Here is a 23,612-nt window from a genome sequence, read left to right as displayed (position 1 = left end):
CTCCATTGTCAGACTAATCTGAGCGCTCACTGCAAGCGACTCAGATATTTCAAAATTTATTGCAATAAGTATTGTGCACCGTCAGGCAATTTCATGCCACTCATACTTGCACGTTTTAAGATGGACCAGTAATAGCGATAGCTAGCGCGATCATGCAAACGCCCATCTTTATTGATCGGTCCCCAACTATTTTCTTGTGCGGCTTGCAAGATGCTAATAGCTTCATTGATTTCCGAACTACGTGGCGCCATCGCTTTGACGATGGGGCGAATTTGATCGGGGTGAATGCTCCACATCCGGGTGTATCCAAACTCCAGATGGGCGCGCGTTGCATCGCTCGTGACAATCGCCATATCTTTGAATTCAGTGGTCACATTGTGCGAAGGAACTTTGCCGTGCAAGTGGCAAGCGGCAGCAATTTCGACTTTGGCACGCATGACTAAAGGATGAGAAAACTGTCCCGGTGAGCGCATTGCAGTGGCAGGAATCGCATTCCAATGGGAAGAGACAAAATCCATAATGCCAAAAGAGAGCGATTCTACTTGCGGGATTGCAGCGATTTCATGAACTTCGGCGAGGGCGCTTTGGGTTTCGATCAAGACGTGGATCGGGATCTTGCGTTGACTGGCAGTTGCAGCGTGTTGATTGACTTGCTCGATCGCGTCGATCACTTCTTTAACGCCAGACACTTTCGGTAACATCACGAAGGCGAGTTGTTCTGCGCAGGATTGCACGATGACGCTGAGGTCGGTCGCAAAACTCGGATGTTTACTATCATGAACACGAACACCAATGCGACGATATAAGTTGTGCTCGCTCAGGAGAAGATCGCGGATCAGGGTGGCATGGGCGCGGTCATCGCTGATTGACGCACCATCTTCGCAATCAAAGGTGATGTCGAAGACTGGCCCCAGTTCTTTTTGTAAAGCAAGTGACTTCATCATCAACTTTTCAGAACCAGCATAGTGATCGCACACCGGCAAGAGCACGGGCGATGCTTGGTCTTCAAAAAGCGCTTGTGATGGATGCATAGCCAAGGGCAGAGAAGGGCGCGTTGAATTCAAATCGTGGGATCAACAAAAACTACTCACATTACTAACTACTTACATTAATATCGTCAAACCGACACTGCTGTTTCATGAATTGGCACTCAAATTGGTGTTCGAAAAGGGACAAACTTGGAACCTTGAATGCAAATTCATAAAACTTATTTATGCTAGGCTAAGCCAAGCCAAGAGCCACCGTTGCGATTGATTTGCAACGGTGGTCTTATGATCGGTGATTAGCCTACCAAGTGTTTCACGCCGTCGCGCTCTTCTTGCAATTCTTTGAGCGTTACGTTGATGCGTTCACGGGAGAATTCATCGATTTCCAAACCTTGAACGATGGTGTATTCGCCGTTTTCGGTTGTGACAGGGAAGCCAAACATAGTGCCTTCTGGGATGCCGTAAGAGCCATCGGATGGGATACCCATCGTTGTCCATTTGCCGTTTGTGCCCAAGACCCAGTCACGTACGTGATCGATCGCAGCGTTCGCAGCAGAAGCTGCAGACGACAAGCCACGTGCTTCGATAATCGCTGCGCCACGCTTACCAACTGTTGGCAAGAATGTGTCGCGGTTCCATTCGTGATCGTTGATCATATCTTTAACAGATTGACCGTCGATGGTCGCGAAACGGTAGTCTGCATACATGGTTGGAGAGTGATTACCCCAAACACAGAGTTTTTCGATCGATGCCACTGGCTTACCAGTTTTTGCAGCGATTTGTGACAATGCGCGGTTGTGATCCAAGCGCAACATGGCTGTGAAGTTTTTCGCTGGCAAACTTGGTGCGGATTTCATCGCGATGTACGCGTTTGTGTTAGCTGGATTGCCGACTACCAAAACTTTAACGTTGCGTGACGCAACTGCATCCAATGCTTTACCTTGGACTGTGAAGATTTGCGCATTAGCTTCCAACAAATCTTTACGTTCCATGCCAGGACCGCGTGGACGTGCACCAACCAACAATGCCACGTCGACATCTTTGAAAGCAGTCATCGGATCGCTGTGTGCAGTCATGCCAGCCAACAATGGGAATGCGCAATCGTCGATTTCCATCATAACGCCCTTGAGCGCTTTTTGAGCTTTCTCATCAGGGATTTCCAATAATTGCAAAATGACTGGCTGATCTTTACCAAGCATATCGCCGTTTGCGATTCTGAACAGCAAGGAGTAACCGATTTGACCTGCAGCGCCAGTGACGGCAACGCGCATTGGGGACTTAGACATAATATTTCTCCGCGGTAGTGTAAAAACGATATTGTAATACGGCGAGCAGCTTGTAGATTGAGTCAAATCATCGAAATGAACTTGTTGATTTCACTCACTGGTTTGCCACTTGCTTAAAATTTTGTAGGATGCAAATCATAGCGCCGAAAGCGACGCAAGTCAGAAACAAACGTGTTCAAGCACTATGTATTGCTCGTGGGTAGTGCGTTAAAGCAACACTTTGACCGCGGCATTTTCTTTCTGTGCTTGAAGCTTTTGCAGGTCAGTCGAACAATTCATCTGCACAAAACCGCTCGAAATCCGTGACTTTGCATCTTTTTCCGCAAGTGTATTGCGGGCGCAGAACAGTGTCAATGAATATCTTATGTCTTATATAAGACATGATAAGTTTTTTAGTTTTTCCTAGACTTTACAGTTTGTTTTGTGGTGAAATTGCGGTCTATGATTCCTAATAACACATCATCAAGTGCAAATTATGATGCTGATTCATCTTCTGTGGGTGAGTCGGTCGCGCCGTCGTTGGCGCCGACCTTTAGCCCTTTGTATCAGCAAATTAAGGGTTTGATTACGCAGAGTTTGCAAAGTGGTGAGTGGAAGCCTGGTGAGTTAATTCCAAGTGAAATGGAGTTGGCGACGCGTTTTAAGGTCAGTCAAGGAACCGTGCGCAAAGCGATTGATGAGCTTTCTGCGGAAAATTTGGTAGTGCGCCGTCAAGGGAAGGGTACCTTTGTCGCAACCCACCACGAGGCGAAATCGCAATTTCGTTTTCTGCGTTTGGTGCCTGATAACGGTGAGCGCAATCATCCTGAAAACCGTATTCTTGAGGTCAAGCGAGTGCGTGCCCCAGCTGAAGTGGCACGGCGCTTGGAAATGAAATCGGGCGAAACGGTGGTCTTTATCAAGCGTGTGCAGTCTTTTGGTGGGGTGCCGACCATTCTCGAAGAGTTGTGGCTGCCAGGTGTGATCTTCAAAGGCTTAACCATGGAGCGTTTGAATGAGTACAAAGGTCCTATGTACGCCTTGTTTGAGTCGGAATTCGGCACACACATGATTCGTGCAGAAGAAGAATTGCGCGCCGTAAATGCCGATCAAGACATCGCGCAGAGCCTAGGAATTGAAGTGGGGCAGGCTTTACTCAGCGTTGAAAGAATTTCCTTTACCTATGGTGATAAAGCGGTCGAGCTGCGTCGTGGTCTTTATTTGACGAACGCGCATCACTATCGCAATGAGTTGAGCTAATTGCGCCAAAACGGTGCGATTGACGTGGTTTGAGCGTGAAGTTGATGGTTTGAACGGGATATTTTTCAAAAAAATGTTCAGAAAACCATCAAATATGTTGGTGCATTGCACCAAAATAGGCGAAAATTGCGAGCTTGCAGTAAATCAGTATTTTTGGGGGAGTTAAATTTATGTCCGAAGTTTCAAACAAAAAGCGGCGTTACGGGGTAATGCGCTTGGTCGATGCGACCGGTTATCGATTGCCGTTGGCCGGTGTGGTCTCGATTTTGCACCGTATCAGCGGCATTTTTATGTTCGCACTATTGCCATTCGTGTTGTATCTGCTTGATCGCAGTCTGCAATCTGAGATGACTTTTGCGATGTTGCACTTCTTTGTGGCGCAACCAATCGTGAAATTGATTTTGTTGGCACTGGTGTGGTCGTATCTGCACCATTTTTGCGCGGGTCTTCGCCATTTGATGATGGATTTTCACTATGGCTTGGATAAAGACAGCGCTCGTCAGTCTGCTGTGACTGTGTTGATCGTTAGCCTTGGCTTGACTGCTTTGGTTGGCTTGAAATTATTTGGAGTGTTTTAAGATGGCAAATAATAACATCGGTCCAAAACGCCTCGTGGTTGGCGCAGGTTATGGTCTGCGCGACTGGTTAGCGCAGCGCGCAACTGCGATTTTGATGGCACTCTACACAGTTGTTTTGTTGGTTCTGTTCTTGACCGCACAAAGCTTTTCTTATGATGCATGGGTAGGTATTTTCTCCATGCAATGGTTTAAATTATTCACCTTCACCGTCATCGTGGCACTGTTGTATCACGCATGGGTTGGTGTGCGTGATATTTGGATGGATTACGTGACCCATTCTGTGGTTTTGCGTTTGGTTTTACAGGTCGCCACGATCGCGTGGTTGATCGCTAGTGCTGGTTATGCCGCACAGATTTTGTGGAGAGTATAAAAGTGACTTCAACAAATTTCGCAATTAAATCTGCAATCCCTTCGCGTCGTTTTGATGCGGTGATTGTTGGTGCAGGTGGCTCCGGCATGCGCGCTTCCTTGCAGTTGGCAGAAGCAGGTTTGAACGTTGCTGTTCTCTCCAAAGTTTTTCCAACGCGTTCACACACGGTAGCGGCACAAGGTGGTATCGGTGCTTCTCTGGGTAACATGTCTGAAGATAATTGGTTCTGGCACATGTTTGACACCGTCAAAGGTGGCGACTATTTGGGTGACCAAGACGCGATTGAATTTATGTGCCGCGAAGCTCCAAAAGTTGTGTACGAGCTTGAGCACTTTGGTATGCCGTTTGATCGTAATGCTGATGGTACGATTTACCAACGTCCTTTCGGTGGTCACACAGCGAATTTCGGTGAAAAACCAGTGCAACGTGCTTGTGCTGCGGCTGACCGTACGGGTCACGCTTTGTTGCACACTCTGTATCAGCGCAATGTTCGCGCTCGCACCCATTTCTTCGTCGAATGGATGGCGATTGATTTGATTCGCGATGCGGACGGCGATGTTTTGGGTGTGGTCGCACTCGAAATGGAAACCGGTGAAGTGATGATGTTGGAAGCGAAGACAACCATCTTCGCAACTGGTGGTGCTGGTCGTATTTTTGCTGCATCAACCAATGCTTTCATCAACACAGGTGACGGCATGGGGATGGCTGCGCGTGCAGGCTTGCCTTTGCAAGATATGGAATTCTGGCAATTCCACCCAACCGGTGTGTCCGGTGCAGGTGTTTTGATCACCGAAGGTGTGCGTGGTGAGGGCGGTATCTTGATTAATAGCCAGGGTGAGCGCTTCATGGAGCGTTATGCGCCAACTTTGAAAGACTTGGCGCCACGTGATTTCGTATCACGCTCCATGGATCAAGAGATTAAGGAAGGTCGTGGTTGCGGTCCAAACAAAGACCACGTTCTACTCGATTTGCGTCATATAGGTGCGGATACGATTCAAAAACGTTTGCCATCGATTTTGGAAATTGGTCATAAGTTTGCAAACGTGGATGCGACGAAAGAACCAATCCCAGTCGTACCAACGATTCACTACCAAATGGGCGGTATTCCAACCAATATCCACGGCCAAGTTGTGACGACCAAAGATGGCGTGAACACCGTGGTCAACGGTTTGTATGCAATCGGTGAATGCGCTTGCGTTTCTGTGCATGGCGCGAATCGCTTGGGTACCAACTCTTTGCTCGACTTGATCGTATTCGGTCGCGCGGCTGGTAACCATGTTGTGGCGAGTAACTTGAAAGCGCGCAGCAATAAAGATTTGCCGAAAGATGCGGCAGATCTGGCTTTGTCTCGTTTGAATAAGCTCGAAACCAGCACTGGTTCCGAGCGTGTACAAGATGTGGCGAATGCGATTCGTAGCACGATGCAACAATATTGCGGCGTGTTCCGTACCGACGAATTGTTGGCGACTGGCGTACAAAAAATTATGGAATTGGATGAGCGTCGCAAGCACGTTTCGTTCAAAGACAAGTCCAAAGTATTTAACACTGCGCGTGTTGAAGCCTTAGAGTTGGATAACTTGATCGAAACGGCAAAAGCAACGATTACATCAGCGAATGCACGTAAAGAGTCTCGTGGTGCGCATGCTCACCGCGACTATGAAAAACGTGATGATCAAAACTGGATGAAACATACTTTGTGGTACTCCGAAGGCAATCGCCTTGACTACAAACCAGTTGTCACTAAACCGCTGACTGTTGAAACCTTCCAGCCTAAAGCTCGTACCTTCTAAAGAGATAGACCATGGCACGTACACTCAAATTTAAGATTTATCGCTACGATCCAGACAAGGATGCGAAGCCTTACATGCAAGACCTGACCGTTGAATTGCAAGACAACGACAAAATGTTGTTGGATGCTTTGCAGCGTATTAAAGCTGACGTTGATGACTCCTTGGCGTTGCGCCGCTCCTGCCGTGAAGGTGTGTGCGGTTCCGACGCGATGAACATCAACGGCAAAAATGGTTTGGCTTGTACCACCAACCTCAATGAATTGACTGAGCCTATCGTCTTGCGCCCATTGCCTGGCTTGCCAGTGATCCGCGATTTGATCGTCGATATGACGCAGTTCTTTAAGCAGTATCATTCGATCAAACCATACTTGATCAACGATAGCATTCCTCCCGAAAAAGAGCGTTTGCAATCACCGACAGAACGCGAAGAACTCGACGGCTTGTACGAATGTATTTTGTGCGCATGCTGCTCGACTTCCTGCCCATCATTCTGGTGGAATCCAGATAAGTTCGTTGGCCCAGCTGGTTTGTTGCAAGCGTATCGTTTCATCGCTGATTCCCGTGATCAAGCAACTGGCGAACGTTTGGATAACTTGGAAGATCCATACCGCTTGTTCCGCTGTCATACGATCATGAATTGCGTGGACGTTTGTCCAAAAGGATTGAACCCAACTCGTGCGATCGGCAAGATCAAAGAATTGATGGTTCGCCGCGCGGTTTAATGTGAAGGGTGGCGCAATCAATTTGCGCTATAAGTTTGCAAGAAGTGATGCAGTAAAACAGAAAAGAACGTCTCTTTGCCCTGAATCAAATTAGTAAAGAGACGTTCAAGCAAAATGGACGAAATGATGTCTGCAGAATTCTCGGGATTGCATCAAAGTGATCCTGCTAACCGAGCAAGATTACGCTGGCGCGCACGCCGCGGCTTGCTGGAAAATGATTTGATCTTGACGCGTTTTTTAGATGCGCACGAAGAGAGCTTATCGGATGCCGAGGTCGATGCGTTTAGTCGCTTGATGGATCTCTCTGATAACGCTTTGATGGATTTGCTGATGGCCAGAAAAGAGCCAGAAGCGGAACTCGATTTGCCGCATGTGCATGCTTTGGTGCAGCGCTTGCGACAGGCTTGAAATACTGTACTTTTTTGATTAACGACTCGCCTTAAAGAGGGAAGAGCCATGATAAATTCTGACACAAAAGCAACCCTATCGTTCTCTGATGGCTCACCATCATTGGATCTGCCAATTTACAAAGGCTCCATCGGTCCGGATGTCATTGATATTCGCAAACTCTATGGCGCGACGGGCAAGTTCACGTATGACCCAGGTTTCATGTCAACTGCTGCTTGTAACTCTTCCATTACCTACATTGATGGTGATAAAGGTGAGTTGTTGTACCGTGGTTACCCAATTGAACAGTTGGCGACAAACGGCGGTGATTTCTTGGAATCCTGCTACTTGTTGTTGAATGGCGAATTGCCAAACGCAACGCAAAAGAGTGAATTCGTCAACATGGTGACTAAGCACACCATGGTGCACGAACAGATGCAATTCTTCTTCCGCGGTTTCCGCCGTGACGCGCATCCGATGTCTGTTTTGGTCGGTACGGTTGGTGCTTTGGCATCCTTCTACCATGATTCTTTGGACATCAACGATCCTCACCACCGCGAAGTTTCTGCGATTCGTTTGATCGCGAAAATGCCAACTTTGGTAGCGATGGCATATAAATATTCGATCGGCCAACCATTCGTTTATCCACGTAATGATTTGTCGTACAGTGCGAACTTCATGTACATGATGTTCTCCAATCCATGTGAGCCATACAAAGTCAATGAAGTTTTGGTTCGTGCATTGGATCGTATCTTGATTTTACATGCTGATCACGAACAAAATGCATCGACGTCGACAGTGCGTTTGGCAGGTTCCTCTGGCGCGAATCCATTTGCATGTATCGCTGCTGGTATCGCTTGCTTGTGGGGCCCTGCGCACGGTGGTGCTAATGAAGCAGCCTTGAGCATGTTGGAGGAAATCGGCTCTGTTGACAATATTCCTAAGTTCATCGAACAAGTTAAAGACAAGAACTCTGGCGTGAAGTTGATGGGCTTTGGTCACCGCGTCTACAAGAACTACGATCCACGTGCGAAGTTGATGCGTGAAACTTGCTACGAAGTCTTGAATGAACTTGGTTTGCAAGACGATCCATTGTTCAAATTGGCGATGGCGCTCGAGAAAATTGCTTTGGAAGACGAGTACTTTGTTTCTCGTAAGCTGTATCCAAACGTCGACTTCTATTCTGGTATCGTGCAACGCGCTTTGGGTATTCCAACCGCCTTGTTCACCGGTATCTTCGCATTAGCGCGTACCGTCGGTTGGGTCGCTCAATGGAAAGAAATGATTTCTGATCCAGAGCAAAAAATTGGTCGTCCACGTCAATTGTTTATCGGTGCGCCAAAACGTGATGTGCCACCGATCGACAAGCGTTAATTGTATCGGCGACGATAGAAATACATAAAGATTAAAACAAATGAAATAGTTTTGATTGTTTTGATCAAATTTTAAAAAAGCGAGTAGAAATTACTCGCTTTTTTTTTACGGAAATATGTTATTCTCGCGATCTGGTTGAATTCCTGTTTCTTCTTGCTGTTTTCCCGCGGTTTCGTTCCCGAATAATCGTTGTAAAGCCAGGCTGAATTAGAATTTCAAATGAGTCCTTCCCCACAACTTGATGTGCAATCCGCTAACCGGTCAGGCCGTGTCGCGGAAGGTTAGATTAACCCGCTAATCTCGCGAAGCGCGAAGAAAGGTGAGCAATATGATGCAACAATATAACGCTAACTCGTATTTGTTCGGCGGTAATGCGCCCTATGTAGAAGAACTGTACGAAGCGTATCTGAATAATCCTGGATCCGTGCCGGATAATTGGCGTGCGTATTTCGACGCCATGCAACACGTCCCCGCCGTTGATGGAACAAGCAAACCCGATGTGGCCCATGCGCCTGTCATCGCCTCGTTCGCTGAACGTGCTAAGCAAGGCCCGATTCGCACAGTGAGTGCTTCCGCTGATGCTGAAATGGGTCGCAAACGTGTCGCAGCTCAGCAATTAATTGCAGCATATCGCTTCCTCGGTAGCCGTTGGGCTAACCTCGATCCTTTGCAACGTCAAGAACGTCCATCTTTGCCTGAATTGGAACCAAGTTTCTATGGTTTCACCGATGCAGATATGGACATTCAGTTCAATATCAGCAACACCTATTTCGGCACAGAGACAGCCTCTTTGCGCGATCTCTTGAATTCCTTACGTGATACTTACTGCCGTTCTATCGGTGCTGAGTTCATGTACATCAGCGATCCAGCGGAAAAACGCTGGATGCAAGAAAAGCTCGAGTCCATTCGTTCTACGCCAAGCTTCACAGCGGAAAAGAAAAAACACATTCTTGATCGCTTGACAGCAGCAGAAGGTTTGGAGCGTTATCTTCATACACGTTACGTTGGTCAAAAGCGTTTCTCGCTCGAGGGTGGTGAGAGTTTTATCGCGTCTATCGATGAAACGATTCAACGCGCTGGTGAGCGTGGTGTTGAGGAAATCGTTATCGGTATGGCACACCGAGGCCGCTTGAACGTTTTGGTGAACACTTTGGGCAAAATGCCACAAGACTTGTTTGCTGAGTTCGAAGGCAAGCATGGCGATGATTTGCCAGCAGGCGACGTCAAGTACCATCAAGGTTTCTCCTCTGACGTGTCGACCCCAGGTGGTCCAGTTCACTTGTCTTTGGCCTTCAATCCATCGCACTTGGAAATCGTTAATCCAGTAGTGGAAGGTTCCGTTAAAGCACGTATGGATCGTCGTGGCGACAAAGACGGCTCACAAGTATTGCCAATCTTGGTTCACGGTGACGCTGCGTTTGCAGGTCAAGGCGTGGTCATGGAAACTTTGAACTTAGCGCAAACACGTGGCTATGGCACAGGCGGTACAGTTCACATCGTCATTAATAACCAAATTGGTTTCACAACATCCGATCCACGTGACGCACGTTCGACAACCTATTGCTCCGACGTCGTGAAGATGATCGAGGCTCCTGTATTGCACGTGAATGCTGATGATCCAGAAGCAGTTGTCTTGGCAACGCAAATCGCTCTCGACTATCGTATGACGTTCAAAAAAGACGTTGTGGTCGATATCATCTGCTACCGTAAGCTAGGTCATAACGAGCAAGATACACCAGCTTTGACACAACCTTTGATGTACAAAAAGATTGGTCAACATCCTGGTACGCGTAAGATGTACGCAGATAAACTGGTTGCGCAAGGCACAATTCCAGCGGATGGCGGCGATCAAATGGTGGCTGCATTCCGCGAGGCGATGGACGCTGGCAAACATACGCATGATCCAGTTATCTCTAATTTTAAGAATAAGTACGCGGTTGATTGGATTCCATTCTTGAATCGTAAGTGGACCGATGCCGCTGATACAGCAGTACCAACCACTGAGTTGAAGCGCTTGGCTGAACGCATCACGACAGTTCCAGAAGGTTTCAAACCACACAGCTTGGTTGAAAAAGTCTTGGGCGATCGCGCTGCGATGGGGCGTGGTGACATGAATCTCGACTGGGGTATGGGCGAACACTTGGCGTTTGCGAGCTTGGTGTCTTCTGGCTACGCCGTTCGTTTGACAGGTCAAGATGCTGGTCGTGGTACCTTCGTACACCGTCATGCAGTATTGCACGATCAAAATCGTGAACGTTGGGATGCAGGTACTTATATTCCATTGCAAAACATCTCCGACAAACAAGCACCATTCACAGTCATCGATTCCGTGTTGTCGGAAGAAGCGGTGCTCGGTTTTGAATATGGTTACTCCACTGCAGAACCAAATACATTGACGATTTGGGAAGCGCAATTCGGTGACTTCGCCAACGGTGCACAAGTTGTGATCGACCAATTCATCAGTTCCGGTGAAGTGAAGTGGGGTCGTGCCTCTGGTTTGGTCATGATGCTGCCGCACGGTTACGAAGGCCAAGGTCCAGAACACTCTTCAGCACGTCCAGAGCGTTTCTTGCAATTGTGTGCTGACAACAATATGCAAGTGGTTCAACCGACGACTGCAGCGCAGATTTTCCATCTCTTGCGTCGTCAGATGATTCGTCAATTCCGTAAGCCTTTGGTGATCATGACACCGAAGTCCTTATTGCGTAACAAAGATGCAGGTTCTCCATTGTCCGAGTTGGCAAAAGGTAGCTTCCACACTGTTATCGGTGAAGTGGATGAAAGCATCGACGCGAAGAAAGTGAAACGCGTTGTTGCTTGTTCGGGCAAAGTGTATTACGACTTGGTCAATGCTCGTAAAGAACGCGCGCAGAACGACACAGCAATCATTCGTGTGGAGCAGTTATATCCGTTCCCACATAAGAGTTTTGCAGCGGAATTGAAGAAATTCCCGAATATGGTGGAACTGGTTTGGGCGCAAGACGAACCACAAAACCAAGGTCCTTGGTTCCAAATTCAACACAATATTTTTGAAAGCTTGGATGAAGGTCAGAAACTTGCTTACGCTGGTCGTCCAGCAAGTGCATCGCCTGCTGTCGGCTATTACGACAAGCACTATGCGCAGCAAAAAGCTTTGTTGGATGCAGCCTTTTCAAAACTCAAAGGTTACGTTCTGACCAAATAATCCTCGACGGCGCCGACAAAATCTAACAAGAGTTGGCGCCTTCTAGCTATCCAAATCGGAGAATAAACATGGCAATTATCGAAGTAAAAGTACCGCAATTATCTGAATCTGTTGCTGAAGCGACTTTGTTGACTTGGCATAAAAAAGTGGGCCAAGCAGTGAACCGTGATGAAAACTTGGTCGACGTTGAAACTGACAAGGTTGTGTTGGAATTGCCAGCGCCAGCAGCTGGCGTGATTACACAAGTGATCAAAGGCGACGGTAGCACAGTTGTTGCTGGCGAAGTGATCGCAATGCTCGATACAGAAGCAACAGCAGGTGCGTCTGCTCCTGCAGCAGCGGCACCAGCGGCTGCACCTTCTGCACCTGCAGCAGCACCTGCAGGTAATTCTGCTGCAGGTATTGCGATGCCAGCAGCAGCGAAAATTTTGGCGGAAAACGGTGTTTCCGCGAGCGCTGTAGATGGTACAGGCAAAGACGGTCGTGTAACTAAAGGTGATGCTTTGGCTGCAGTGGCAAACAAAGCGGCTCCTGCTGTCGCACCATTGGCTGCACCAGCGGCAAAACCAGCCTTGCAACAAGTCGCTGCACCAGTCGCAGTGAATCTTGGTGATCGCCCAGAAGAACGCGTACCGATGAGCCGTTTGCGTGCTCGTATCGCTGAGCGTTTGGTACAGTCCCAATCAACGAATGCGATTTTGACGACCTTCAACGAAGTCAACATGGCGCCAGTGATGGACTTGCGTAACAAGTACAAAGACAAGTTTGAAAAAGAACACGGTGTGAAATTGGGCTTCATGTCCTTCTTCGTCAAAGCTGCTGTTGCGGCACTGAAGAAATATCCGATTTTGAATGCGTCTGTTGATGGCAACGACATCGTTTATCACGGTTACTTTGATATCGGTATCGCAGTTGGCTCTCCACGTGGTTTGGTCGTGCCAATCTTGCGGAATGCTGATCAAATGACGATTGCCGAGATCGAAAAGAAAATCGGTGAGTTCGGTGCCAAAGCAAAAGACGGTAAATTGACTTTGGAAGATTTGACTGGCGGTACTTTCTCCATTTCCAATGGCGGTACTTTCGGTTCCATGTTGTCGACACCAATTATCAACCCACCACAATCTGCTATCTTGGGCGTTCACGCTACTAAAGATCGCGCTGTTGTTGAAAACGGTCAAATCGTGGTTCGTCCAATGAACTACTTGGCGATGTCTTACGATCACCGCATCATCGACGGCCGTGAAGCTGTTTTAGGTTTGGTTGCGATGAAAGAAGCGCTGGAAGATCCAGCTCGTTTATTGTTGGATCTGTAATCCTCAATCACGATGAATATCGCCGACGAAATCGCGCGTTTGCATGAGCTTCATCGTTCAGGTGCTCTGAGCGATGAAGAATTTGCAGCGGCCAAAGAAAAAGTTTTGGCATCCGCATCGACCAGCTCGCAAGCATCAGGTAACGAGAATCCATTTTCCAATCTGAACCAACTGCGTCGTTCCAAACACAATCAATGGGTAGGCGGGGTCTGCGCCGGTTTAGGCAAATACTCCAACTTAGAACCTTGGATTTGGCGTTTGATGTTCGTGCTGTTTGTGAGTGCATTCGGAACTGGCTTCATCGCTTATTTGTTAGCCTGGGTATTCATCCCCGAGGAAGAGTAAGAACTTTATTCAGGAGGCTTGAACCACTGGTTTAAGCCTTTTTTTGTATTGAATTTGGCAGGTAAATTATGAGCAAACAATTTGACGTAGTGGTTATTGGTGGTGGTCCTGGTGGATATATCGCAGCGATTCGTGCAGCGCAGTTGGGTTTTTCAACAGCGTGTATCGATGCATGGACAAATGAAAAAGGCGGTCCAGCACCAGGTGGTACATGTACTAACGTAGGGTGTATTCCTTCGAAAGCCTTGTTGCAATCGTCTGAACACTACGAACACGCTGGCCATGCATTTGCTGATCACGGCATTAGCGTCTCTGGCTTGGAACTCGATGTCAGCAAAATGTTGGCACGCAAAAACACAATCGTTAAACAAAACAACGATGGTATTTTGTATTTGTTCAAAAAGAATAAAGTGACTTTCTTCCACGGCCATGGTTCCTTTGTAAAAGCCGTTGATGGTGGCTATGAAATCAAGGTCGCGGGCAAGGCTGAAGAAACGATTGTTGGTAAGCACATCGTTGTCGCTACAGGCTCCAATGCACGCGCATTGCCAGGTGCTGCTTTCGATGAAGAAGTGATCTTGTCAAACGACGGTGCTTTGCGTATCGGTGCCGTACCTCAAAAACTCGGCGTGATTGGCGCCGGTGTGATCGGTTTGGAAATGGGCAGCGTGTGGCGTCGTTGTGGTGCCGAAGTGACGGTATTGGAAGCATTGCCAACATTCCTCGGTGCTGTTGATGAGCAAATCGCGAAAGAGGCCCATAAACTCTTCTCCAAGCAAGGTTTGAATATCAATCTCGGCGTGAAGATTGGCGAAATCGTCAAAGGCGATAATCAAGTGACAGTCAATTACGTCGACAATGCTGGCGCGGAACACAAAGCGGTATTCGATAAATTGATCATTTCTATCGGTCGCACACCGAACACCAATGGTTTGAATACTGAGGCAGTCGGCTTGGCTTTGGATGAGCGTGGTTTCGTCTCCGTCGATGGTGATTGCAAAACCAATTTGCCGAACGTATGGGCGGTTGGCGACGTGGTGCGCGGTCCGATGTTGGCGCACAAAGCGGAAGAAGAAGGTGTGGCAGTCGCTGAGCGCATCGCTGGTCAACATGGTCATGTCAATTTTGCGACGATTCCTTGGGTTATCTACACTTCACCAGAAATCGCTTGGGTCGGTCGTACAGAGCAGCAATTGAAGGCGGATGGCGTTGAGTACAAAGCAGGTACTTTCCCATTTATGGCGAACGGCCGTGCGCGTGCTTTGGGCGATACCTCAGGTATGGTGAAATTCTTGGCAGACGCGAAGACAGATGAGATCTTAGGTGTTCATATCGTGGGTCCAATGGCGTCCGAATTGATTTCTGAAGCAGTGGTCGCTATGGAGTTCCGTGCGTCCTCTGAAGACATCGCGCGTATTTGCCACGCCCATCCATCTTTGTCTGAAGCGACTAAAGAAGCTGCCTTGGCAGTCGACAAGCGTTCTTTGAATTTTTAAGAATTCTTGAAAATTTTTAAGAATTTTGTGTCAGATTGCCCACTCTCTTTGGGAGTGAGTAATCAGCGAATCATCATTTTGCGCGTTGTGTGAGAGAACTCTCGCTAACGCGCAAATTGTTTTGAACTTTCCTTTTGTCTTTTTGTTGATACGGCAGGTATGAACGTCCAAGAGTTCTATCAAGAAGCCATCGAGCAACGTGGTTTTCAAGCGGATGCGGCGCAAAAGCGTGCAGTCGATCGCTTACAGCAAGCTTACGATGATTGGGTGGAATTCAAATCACGCAGATCGAATCGCTTGATGCGCATGATTAGTCGTCCTGAGGTTCCACGTGGTGTGTATATGTGGGGTGGGGTAGGGCGCGGCAAATCATTTTTGATGGATAGTTTTTATTCTGTCGTGCCTGTCGTCAGAAAAACGCGTCTACATTTCCACGAGTTTATGCGTGCTGTCCACCGCGAACTCGATGAATTGAAAGGTTTGGCCGATCCCCTCAACGAAGTCGCGGCTCGTATCGCGAAGAAATATCGCTTAATTTGTTTCGATGAGTTTCACGTGTCAGACGTGGCGGATGCGATGCTCTTGTACAACTTGATGAAGGCCTTGTTTGATAATGGCGTCTCCTTCATCATGACCTCGAACTATCATCCAGATACTTTGTATCCCGATGGGTTACACCGTGACCGCATGCTGCCGACGATCGCGTTATTGAAAGAAAAGCTCGACGTTTTGAATGTCGATTCGGGCAATGATTATCGCAAGCGCGCACTCGAACAAGTAGAAGCCTACCTGACGCCGCTCAATGCGCATACGGATGAAGCCCTTCGGAAAGCATTTCAGAAAATCGCTGAAACCAAAGACGAAGATCCACATGTCGATATCGAAGGACGTCGTCTGAAATCATTACGTCGCGCTGGAACCATTATTTGGTTTGATTTTTCGACCCTGTGCGGTGGTCCTCGCTCGCAAAATGATTACCTTGAAATCGCAAGTCGCTTTCATACAGTGATTTTGTCATCGATTCCGCGCATGTCCGCGGGTATGTCTTCAGAGGCACGGCGTTTTACGTGGTTGATTGACGTGTTTTACGATAACAAAGTAAAACTCATCATGTCGGCCGAGGTAGCGCCGGAAGAACTTTATACGCAAGGGACTTTGTCTAACGAATTTCATCGTACCGTCTCTCGCATTATCGAAATGCAATCCGAAGACTATATGCGTGCAGACCAAAGAGAGATCGTCGCCTTGTTAGATCATTCTCATGATTGATTCTTCGAGAGTTGGACCTGTAAAGTTATGAAAAAAATATTGTCACACATCCTCTTGTGCGGTGGCTCCGTCTATCTGCTATTCATGCCTTTAGTTGTGTCAGCTGAGGAAAACAGTGCAAAGTCCATCATCAATGATTCAGTACAAGAATTGCTGAGAAATTATGCAACTCACAATATCACCTCCATTATGATGGCTGAGACTGCGCTCGAACGAGGTGACAAGCTGCAGAATCAAGTGCAGCAGTATTACCTTGAGTCAGAAAAGGCCTGCAATGAACGTTTCTTTGTTAATAAATGCATAGAAGAGTCTCGTTTGCAGCGCCGTACATGGCAAGATCAGATTCGCACCATCACCCAAACAGCGAAGGCTTACATACGGCAGGCCAAGAATGCATCTAAGCTCAAACAAACCGAAGGCCACTCAAATTAGTGTTTGATCTTTTGCGATTCTTTGAAAATCAGCAAAACGGCCATTTTCGATTTGAATCCAAGCCTAAGTCAAAGCACAAGGCCAAGCATGCGATCGTCCTTACCATGCCTTCGTCCCAGATGAACACAAATCACTATCCAATGATTATTTGAATTTTAGTTTTTGTAATTTCTCTATGGCCTGATCGAGCGTGGTGATTTTCTTAGCGAAACAAAATCGCACCAGCTTTTGGTCTTTTTTCTCATGATAAAAGGCTGAAATAGGGATCGCAGCAACGCCAATTTGTTGACATAGCCACGTTGCAAATTCCAGTTCTGATACATCGGAGAGTTCCGAATAATCCACGCACTGAAAATAACTACCTTCGGTCGGCAAAAGTTTAAACGCTGTGTTGCTTAGCCCGTCTCGGAAATAGTCGCGCTTTGCTTGATAGAAGCCGGGCAAATCAAGATAGGGCTGCGGATCTTCCATAAAATTCGCAATGCCGATTTGCATCGCTGAGTTGGCAGTAAAGACATTGAATTGGTGGACTTTACGAAATTCTTGCATCAAATTGTGCGGCCCGAGCACATAACCGATCTTCCATCCTGTGACATGATAGGTTTTTCCGAAGCTTGAAACGATAAGGGTGCGCTGACGCAATTCCTCGTGACTTGCGAGTGAATTGTGCTTTCGACGGTCGAATACCATGTGCTCATAAACTTCATCCGACAAAATGATGATATTGCTATCTCTCACGATTTCAGCGAGCGTGTCGAGGTCTTCCTGATCAAGGCATACCCCCGTAGGGTTATGAGGTGAATTGATGATGATCATCCGCGTTCGTGGACTCAGCGCATTTCTGACAAGATCCCAATCGTAACTGAAGCGCGCTTCGCTCTTGAGATAGTGCATGGGAACGCGAACCGGAATTCCTCCTGCCAGTTGTATGCTGGGGACATAACTGTCATATGCTGGTTCGATGACAATTACTTCGTCGCCCGCATGGACGGTCGCAAGAATACTGGTCAAGAGTCCCTGTGTCGCACCCGAAGTAATCGTAATCTCACCATTGACGTCATACCGTGCTCGATAGAGTTGTTCGACTTTTTGCACGACGGCTTGTCTGAGATTTAAGCTACCTATCATCGGTGGATATTGATTGTGGCCGGCCAGCATCGCGCCATGAACAGACTGAATCAATTCAGGAGCACAATCGAAATCTGGAGAACCTTGTCCAAGATTAATCGCCTTCGCCTCTTGAGCGATCGAAGACATGGTTTGAAAAATCGTTGTTGTTACACCAGGAAGTTTTGAGTTGAGTGTCAGGACGGATGGGGTCATAGCACGAATTAGGGTGGGTAAAATCAATTAGGTCTATTGTATCCTTACCAATCAAATCGAATCAGACGTTTTAGCAATATGATCATTCCTACCAGTTTAAAGCTCGAATTGCAGGCGATTTGACCTCTTTCTCGAAGCTTCATTTACAAGCATCTCGACCATAATCCAAGTTAGAAAATTCCCATTTGGTGTGAGCCAGGCTGATTCAAGTGAGTCTGTGCATTTACGAGGTGTACCATGAATGATAATCAACTGATACTCAATCGCTTAGCCATTGCTTCATCTGCAAAAGATGACATTACAGCATTGATCGGAAACGAAATCGTTCCTGATGATTTGCCTTCGAATGCCCGGATTGATGTGAAGGGGATTCGTGCTGCAATCGCACGAGTCGAGGCTGAGGCCAAAGCAACCGTGGCCGCCGAACAGCGTATGAAGGCTGACCTTGAGGCTAAAAATCTAGCCGAACAGCGCGCTGAAATGGACACGAGTGTCGCCGCTGCGACTGAAGAAAGAAATCGTGCTGAAAAAGAAGAATTGAATGCAGAGCAAGCGCGATTGGAATCAGAAAAAAAAGCAGCTCACGGAGCGCAGGAACGTGCCGTAGCGCTCGCTAAGGAATCCAAAGAGCTCCAAGCACAAAGCTTGTTAGACGAAGAGGCTCGCTTTAAATCTGAGGTGCGCGCTAAGACGATACTCGAATCGAAGGCGCAAACCCTAGAGCAAATTAAGCTAGATGCGCAACTGAGCGCCCAAGCAAAAATCGAAGCAGAGAAAGTGGCTGCTGAAAACGAAGCTGCGAAACAGTGGGCCGCCGAACGTACAGCTGCGGCATACGCAGCTCAGATTGAAGCTAAAGAACGTGCCCGTGTCGATGCAAAAGTGGCAGAATTGGCACGCGAACGCGAGCGCCAAGAGCGCGAAGCGCGTCTCACCAAGCAACGTCTGATGGCCGCCCGTAGTGAGGCGCAGCAAATAAACATGGAACGCGATCAGGCCGAAGCGATGGCTCTCGAAATTAGCTTGAGCCGAACACCGCTAGAGGTGCGTGCGTTAGAGGAAGCTCGCGGACGCGCCATGATGGAACAAGAATTCCAAGCGATTGCACAAGCGAGAGTTGATTCGGAAAAGCGCGCTGCCGACGCTATTCAATTGCGACTACAAGCAGAAGCTGAATTATTGGCTGCTGCCCAGCGCCGAGAACAAGCTGAGAAAGTCGCTGCTGCCGCAGCACTCGCTCGTAGTGAAGCCGAAGAGCAAATTCGGCGTGCCACTGAGTTGCGGATTGAGGCCGAAAAAGAATTGCAGACGAAAGCCTTGATGCGTGTTGAAAACGAGACTCATGCCGATGCGCATACTCGAAATCGTATTGAAGCAGAAGAGCGGGCGAATGAAGAGGCCAAACAGCGCCGTGAGGCAGAGCTTGCGGCTGCGCAGACCGCGAAACAACGTCGTGACGAAGAGGAACGTGCGAAACGCTACGCTGAAGAGAAAACGGCATTAGAACTGGAAGCGGTTCAGTTGGCGAAGGAAAAAGCCGAAGCTGAACGTAAAGCTTTAGAAGCGATCGCAAAACAGGCTGAATATTTGAAGCAAGCAAATGAAGCAGCAAATTCCAAAGCACAAACAGTGATTGCCTTAGCTCAAGCAGAGAAGTTGAGAGCGGAAGCTGAACAACGTGCAGCGAAAGCGATTCAGGCGAAACTTGAAGCCGAGCGTAAGGTGATCGCTGAGAAGGAAACTTTAGCGAAAGCATCTGCAACAGAGGCTGAAGTACTCGAGATGCAACGTCAAGCGCAGGAAGCCATGCGGATTGCTCAGGAAGTGAAATGCGTGGCGGAAAAAAATGCCTTGGAAAATACTGTCGAAAACGTCAAGTTAGGACAGCATTTAGCAATGCTCGCCATGCAAAAAAGTGAAGATAGTCAGGCACTCTTAGAAGCGCAGCAAGCGAGAGTCGATAGTGAGGCTGAAGCACTTCAATTGATCCAGGAGAAACTCGCAATTGAAAAGCGTCGTGCCGAATCAGCCGAAAAATTGTTGTTGGCCGCTCAAGAAAAACTTCAAGCTGAAAAAGAGGCAGAAACCGCAGCGGCTGAGCGAGTAAAGGCCGAAGAGGAGGCTAAGCAACTCGCTGCTCAAAAAGAGGAAATCGAAAGAGCACAAAAGCGAGCCATTGAAGCCACCACGGAGGCAGAGCGACAAGCCTTGGAACAGGCTCAACTTCATTCTGACCTTCAATGCAAAGCAGCGAGTTTGGCTTTGGTGAAAGCGCGTCAAGCAGTTGAACTGCGTAAGGCTGAGCAGTTACGTTTGGAAGCGGAGCGAGACGCAGCATTGGCTGAACAAGAAAAACTTGAGGCAGAACGCGAAGCTGCCGAGCAGGTACTTGAGCGTGCGAAAGCAGATCGCGAGCATGCCCAAATGCTTTATGCACGCCAAGAAAAAGAAAAGGAAGCTAAGCTCGCTCGTCAACAAATGCTCGCTGCCGAGCAATTGCGTCTGCAAAAAATGCAAGAACATGCCGAGCTACAAAAACAGAATGCAGAAACAGCGAAGTTGAAAGCGGAAGAAGCCAAAGCACTGGCTGAACTCATCAAGCAGCGGGAACAGGAAGAACGCCGCAAGCTTGAGCTTTTGTCCGAGAAAAAACAAGTTGAAGCGAAACTGGTCGAAGAACTAAAAGCGAAGGCCAACGCTGAACAAGAATATGTGCGAGTGAATCAAGAGCGTATCGCCTCAGAACAGAAAATGCAGGTGGCAATCGCTGAAAAAACAGCAGCGGAAGAAAAATTACTTGCACAAAATCAGGAAAAAATTCAGCTGGAACTTCAAATAAAGGATGCGGCTGAAAAGCGTGCTCAACGTGCTTGTGAATTGGCGCAGCTTGAAAAAGCAAAACTTCAATCTCAACAGCATGCACTCGCCAGTATGGCCGAAATCGAAAAGCTTGAACAACAGAAGGCTCAGGCAGCGTTGGAGGAAGAGCGGCTCCAAAAACAACGCCTAGAGCAAGAGTCTATGGCCGCGCAACAGGCCGAGGAACGATTACGCCTTGAACGTGAGGCAGAACAACTCAGCCAGGAACGAGTGCGTGCGGAAGCTGAGTCCAAACGCTTGGCTGAAGAGAAGTTGAAGGCAGAGCAAGAACTGCATGCAAAAGTTGATGCGTATGCTAATTTGCAAGATCAGGCACGCCAAGTCTTGGTGCAAAAACGCGCACGAATTCAGGAATTGGAAGCGGTGGCACAGCAACGCCACGATGCCGATGCCGAAGTTCTCCGTTTGACTAATCAAAAGCTTCAAGAGGAGCAGGCTGTTCTCGCAACTTTGCAGGCACAAAATGAAATTGAGTGTGCTGCTTTGAAACTGGCAGCGATTAACTTAGAGCAAGCAAATCTAGCAAAGTTAGAAGCGGAAGCTGCACTCGCTAAGGAACAAATCCTACACGATACAATTGCAGCGAATGTAGAGGCGCAACAATTGTTTAACCGTGTATTGCAAGAGCGTATTTCGGAAGAACAGGAATTACATGCTTTACATGAAACTCGTATTCATCAAGAAAAACAAGCTCTTGAAATCGCAAAAATAGCGCAGGCAGCAGAGAAGGCTTCCCACGAGGCCGCTTCAAAACTTGAACAAGCTGAGCGCGAAAAGATGAATTTGGCAGAAGAGAAAGAGCTTCTCTCACGCCAAACTCAACAGGAACTCGAAAAACTGAATGCCGAGGAACAGGCATATTTGCAACTGGCTGAGAAAGAGAAATTGGCTCGTCTTCAGGCGATTGAAGCATTGGAAGAAAAAAATCGGTTATTGCAAGAATCTTCTCAAGTGAGTTTGGAGAAATCAGAGCTGGAGACGGCTTTGGCCACAAGTATTGCCAATAAAATCGCCGATGAAAAAACTGCAATGGCAGCTTTGAGTGAACGCTTGCGCTATGAAGCAATGTTGGCCGAAACCGAGCGTCAGAGGGCCGAGCAAGAGCAACTCGCCCAGCGTTATATCGAAGAAAAGTTTGAGACCGAAAATGCTTTATTTATCACTTCTCGTGAACATGCAGAGGCACAACGAACTGCATTGATGTTGATTCAGGATCGTCAACAACAGGCCGAAGAACTCCGTGAAATAGAATTGCAACGTATCAGCAAGGAACAAGAAGAGTTGCAACTGCTTCAGCAAAAACGGGCCGCTGAGGCAACTTTGGTTCAAGAGTTAGAGCGCCGCAAGACAATCGAAACCAATTATCTGCAGGAATGCGAGGCAAGAATTTTGGCCGAGCAAGAAGCGAGAATTGCCTTGCAGGACCGCCTCACGATCGAGAATGAAGCTCGGGTTCTCGCCGAACAGCAATACGCCCTAGAAACAAGTTTGGCCTCGGCAGAGCAAACTAATGCAGAGCAATTACTCGCCTTACAGAAAGCAAACATGGCCCGCTTGGCGCTGGAGACGGAAGAGCTTGCGAAACGTCAGGAGCAGACAAATATTGAACAGGAACTTGCCGCGTTACATCAAGCGAGTTTGCGCGACATCGAATTGAAATTAGATGCGGAACGTATGGTGCTTGAAGAGGCTCGTAAGCGCGCAGACTTAGAGAATCAAGCAAGAGTACAAGCGGAGCTGAGACTGCAAGCAGAGCAAGAGTTGAATGCTCAAATGCAAGCGAAGATCGAGGAAGATTTGAAATTGACTTTAGCGGCGACGGCTCGCGCCGAGGCTGAGCAACGAGCACGTGATGAAGCGCAGGCTGCGCTCGATGAGCAGGAAAAGTTAGCGAGTTTGGAACAGGAAAATGAGCATTTGGAACGAAAAGTTGCAGGGCTCTTGGCGGAGCAAATTGTACAGGCACAAGAATTACGCCGTCAGCATGAACAACGTTTGTTGCGCGAGCAAGAGGCTCAAGCAGCCTTAGCTGCGAAGTTAAATGCAGAACACGCCGCACGTTCATTAGCGGAGCAAATGATTGCGGAGCAAGAAGAAGCAAAACAAGTGTATCAGCGCGCGATTGAGGAAACTAGGGCACAAGTTGAGCGCAAAAAAAATGAATTGACTCATCAAACAAGTCTTGCAGAAAAAGAGCTCGCCGATGAAAAAGAGGAGGCGATTAATTTGACGCAAGCTTTGATAGAGCGCCTCAAGACCGATCAAACACAGCATCTGGAATGGTGCTCGATGGCGAAAAACGTGTTGGAACAAGCACCAGTTCAAATCGCTTTAGATGAAACGATGTTCACGTCGAAAAAGAAATCGAAGAGCGCATTACGTTCCCCTGTGCTATTTAGTGTGCTTTTAAGTTTAGGTTTGGTTGGTGCGGTGAGTTGGAGTGCCTTGCAAGCAAAGCAGGCCTCAGTACAAGCACAAGCTCCGATCAAGCAGAAGTTGGCAGCAACAGCGCTTGATGAAAATTTACAAGCAGCAGACCGCTTTAAGATGAGCTATCAATTGGGAAATGATAAACACGATTCTGCTTCAACTAAAGACGCACAGATGTGATTCAGGTCGATATGGGAGCATCATAAAA

17 protein-coding genes are annotated in these 23,612 nt (G+C 47.8%); 14 read left to right on the top strand and 3 right to left on the bottom strand.

Features of this window, described 5'->3' with window-relative positions; genetic code table 11:
• Positions 1 to 56: 56 nt before the first annotated feature.
• Both RF679_RS09800 and RF679_RS09795 read right to left on the bottom strand, forming a co-directional pair.
• The gene (locus RF679_RS09800) at positions 57 to 1,031 is read right to left on the bottom strand and encodes an HpcH/HpaI aldolase/citrate lyase family protein (protein ID WP_309480458.1); all 975 of its coding nucleotides are present in this window, start codon (positions 1,029 to 1,031) and stop codon (positions 57 to 59) included.
• 251 nt (positions 1,032 to 1,282) lie between these two features.
• Complete coding sequence (locus RF679_RS09795; RefSeq protein ID WP_309480457.1) at positions 1,283 to 2,272, bottom strand: malate dehydrogenase; 990 nt, start codon at positions 2,270 to 2,272, stop codon at positions 1,283 to 1,285.
• Positions 2,273 to 2,704: 432 nt separating this feature from the next.
• Here RF679_RS09795 and RF679_RS09790 point away from each other — a divergent pair, with 432 nt between their 5' ends.
• From RF679_RS09790 to RF679_RS09730, 13 genes are all read left to right on the top strand, one after another.
• Positions 2,705 to 3,511, top strand: coding sequence for a GntR family transcriptional regulator (locus RF679_RS09790; protein ID WP_373921767.1), 807 nt, complete (start codon positions 2,705 to 2,707; stop codon positions 3,509 to 3,511).
• A 170-nt stretch (positions 3,512 to 3,681) separates the two neighbouring features.
• The gene (sdhC, locus tag RF679_RS09785) at positions 3,682 to 4,089 is read left to right on the top strand and encodes a succinate dehydrogenase, cytochrome b556 subunit (protein WP_309480455.1); all 408 of its coding nucleotides are present in this window, start codon (positions 3,682 to 3,684) and stop codon (positions 4,087 to 4,089) included.
• A gap of 1 nt (position 4,090) precedes the next feature.
• Positions 4,091 to 4,459: a succinate dehydrogenase, hydrophobic membrane anchor protein gene (gene sdhD / locus RF679_RS09780; protein ID WP_309480454.1), complete on the top strand. Its 369-nt coding sequence runs from the start codon at positions 4,091 to 4,093 to the stop codon at positions 4,457 to 4,459.
• Between the two features lie 2 nt (positions 4,460 to 4,461).
• Positions 4,462 to 6,249, top strand: a complete 1,788-nt coding sequence (sdhA, locus tag RF679_RS09775) for a succinate dehydrogenase flavoprotein subunit (protein ID WP_309480453.1) — start codon at positions 4,462 to 4,464, stop codon at positions 6,247 to 6,249.
• An 11-nt stretch (positions 6,250 to 6,260) separates the two neighbouring features.
• Entirely contained in the window at positions 6,261 to 6,971 is a 711-nt protein-coding gene (locus tag RF679_RS09770; protein ID WP_309480452.1) for a succinate dehydrogenase iron-sulfur subunit, read from the top strand.
• Between the two features lie 123 nt (positions 6,972 to 7,094).
• Positions 7,095 to 7,379 (top strand): FAD assembly factor SdhE, encoded by a 285-nt coding sequence (locus RF679_RS09765; RefSeq protein ID WP_309484002.1) that lies wholly within the window; start codon positions 7,095 to 7,097, stop codon positions 7,377 to 7,379.
• Positions 7,380 to 7,427: 48 nt separating this feature from the next.
• Complete coding sequence (gltA, locus tag RF679_RS09760; protein WP_309480451.1) at positions 7,428 to 8,732, top strand: citrate synthase; 1,305 nt, start codon at positions 7,428 to 7,430, stop codon at positions 8,730 to 8,732.
• 328 nt (positions 8,733 to 9,060) lie between these two features.
• Positions 9,061 to 11,916: a 2-oxoglutarate dehydrogenase E1 component gene (locus RF679_RS09755; protein WP_309480450.1), complete on the top strand. Its 2,856-nt coding sequence runs from the start codon at positions 9,061 to 9,063 to the stop codon at positions 11,914 to 11,916.
• 68 nt (positions 11,917 to 11,984) lie between these two features.
• A complete protein-coding gene (gene odhB, locus RF679_RS09750) occupies positions 11,985 to 13,229 on the top strand; it encodes a 2-oxoglutarate dehydrogenase complex dihydrolipoyllysine-residue succinyltransferase (RefSeq protein WP_309480449.1) in 1,245 nt (414 codons plus the stop codon).
• 12 nt (positions 13,230 to 13,241) lie between these two features.
• Positions 13,242 to 13,574, top strand: a complete 333-nt coding sequence (locus tag RF679_RS09745) for a PspC domain-containing protein (protein WP_309480448.1) — start codon at positions 13,242 to 13,244, stop codon at positions 13,572 to 13,574.
• A 68-nt stretch (positions 13,575 to 13,642) separates the two neighbouring features.
• On the top strand, positions 13,643 to 15,070 hold the full coding sequence (lpdA, locus tag RF679_RS09740) for a dihydrolipoyl dehydrogenase (RefSeq protein ID WP_309480447.1): 1,428 nt from the start codon (positions 13,643 to 13,645) through the stop codon (positions 15,068 to 15,070).
• 159 nt (positions 15,071 to 15,229) lie between these two features.
• Positions 15,230 to 16,339 carry a cell division protein ZapE gene (gene zapE / locus RF679_RS09735; RefSeq protein WP_309480446.1) on the top strand — a complete coding sequence of 370 codons (1,110 nt, stop codon included), beginning with the start codon at positions 15,230 to 15,232 and terminating at the stop codon, positions 16,337 to 16,339.
• 27 nt (positions 16,340 to 16,366) lie between these two features.
• Positions 16,367 to 16,771, top strand: a complete 405-nt coding sequence (locus RF679_RS09730; RefSeq protein WP_309480445.1) for a hypothetical protein — start codon at positions 16,367 to 16,369, stop codon at positions 16,769 to 16,771.
• Between the two features lie 144 nt (positions 16,772 to 16,915).
• Here RF679_RS09730 and RF679_RS09725 read toward each other — a convergent pair whose 3' ends face one another.
• Positions 16,916 to 18,094 (bottom strand): methionine aminotransferase, encoded by a 1,179-nt coding sequence (locus RF679_RS09725; RefSeq protein WP_309480444.1) that lies wholly within the window; start codon positions 18,092 to 18,094, stop codon positions 16,916 to 16,918.
• 237 nt (positions 18,095 to 18,331) lie between these two features.
• On the opposite strand from RF679_RS09725, the gene RF679_RS09720 reads away from it, so the two are divergent.
• Entirely contained in the window at positions 18,332 to 23,584 is a 5,253-nt protein-coding gene (locus RF679_RS09720; protein WP_309480443.1) for a hypothetical protein, read from the top strand.
• Positions 23,585 to 23,612: the final 28 nt, after the last annotated feature.

This window comes from Undibacterium cyanobacteriorum (genome assembly GCF_031326225.1).
GTDB classification, from domain to species: domain Bacteria; phylum Pseudomonadota; class Gammaproteobacteria; order Burkholderiales; family Burkholderiaceae_D; genus Undibacterium; species Undibacterium cyanobacteriorum.
The sequence above is the reverse complement of the archived record's forward strand: the minus strand, read 5'-3'. Positions and strand labels throughout refer to the sequence as shown.

What these genes read in the sequence shown, in the direction of transcription:
- RF679_RS09800 (WP_309480458.1), bottom strand. Translation starts at nt 1,031, where the DNA reads ATGCATCCATCACAAGCGCTTTTTGAAGACCAAGCATCGCCCGTGCTC.
- RF679_RS09795 (WP_309480457.1), bottom strand. Translation starts at nt 2,272, where the DNA reads ATGTCTAAGTCCCCAATGCGCGTTGCCGTCACTGGCGCTGCAGGTCAA.
- sdhC (WP_309480455.1), top strand. Translation starts at nt 3,682, where the DNA reads ATGTCCGAAGTTTCAAACAAAAAGCGGCGTTACGGGGTAATGCGCTTG.
- sdhD (WP_309480454.1), top strand. Translation starts at nt 4,091, where the DNA reads ATGGCAAATAATAACATCGGTCCAAAACGCCTCGTGGTTGGCGCAGGT.
- RF679_RS09770 (WP_309480452.1), top strand. Translation starts at nt 6,261, where the DNA reads ATGGCACGTACACTCAAATTTAAGATTTATCGCTACGATCCAGACAAG.
- RF679_RS09765 (WP_309484002.1), top strand. Translation starts at nt 7,095, where the DNA reads ATGATGTCTGCAGAATTCTCGGGATTGCATCAAAGTGATCCTGCTAAC.
- gltA (WP_309480451.1), top strand. Translation starts at nt 7,428, where the DNA reads ATGATAAATTCTGACACAAAAGCAACCCTATCGTTCTCTGATGGCTCA.
- RF679_RS09755 (WP_309480450.1), top strand. Translation starts at nt 9,061, where the DNA reads ATGATGCAACAATATAACGCTAACTCGTATTTGTTCGGCGGTAATGCG.
- odhB (WP_309480449.1), top strand. Translation starts at nt 11,985, where the DNA reads ATGGCAATTATCGAAGTAAAAGTACCGCAATTATCTGAATCTGTTGCT.
- RF679_RS09745 (WP_309480448.1), top strand. Translation starts at nt 13,242, where the DNA reads ATGAATATCGCCGACGAAATCGCGCGTTTGCATGAGCTTCATCGTTCA.
- lpdA (WP_309480447.1), top strand. Translation starts at nt 13,643, where the DNA reads ATGAGCAAACAATTTGACGTAGTGGTTATTGGTGGTGGTCCTGGTGGA.
- zapE (WP_309480446.1), top strand. Translation starts at nt 15,230, where the DNA reads ATGAACGTCCAAGAGTTCTATCAAGAAGCCATCGAGCAACGTGGTTTT.
- RF679_RS09730 (WP_309480445.1), top strand. Translation starts at nt 16,367, where the DNA reads ATGAAAAAAATATTGTCACACATCCTCTTGTGCGGTGGCTCCGTCTAT.
- RF679_RS09725 (WP_309480444.1), bottom strand. Translation starts at nt 18,094, where the DNA reads ATGACCCCATCCGTCCTGACACTCAACTCAAAACTTCCTGGTGTAACA.
- RF679_RS09720 (WP_309480443.1), top strand. Translation starts at nt 18,332, where the DNA reads ATGAATGATAATCAACTGATACTCAATCGCTTAGCCATTGCTTCATCT.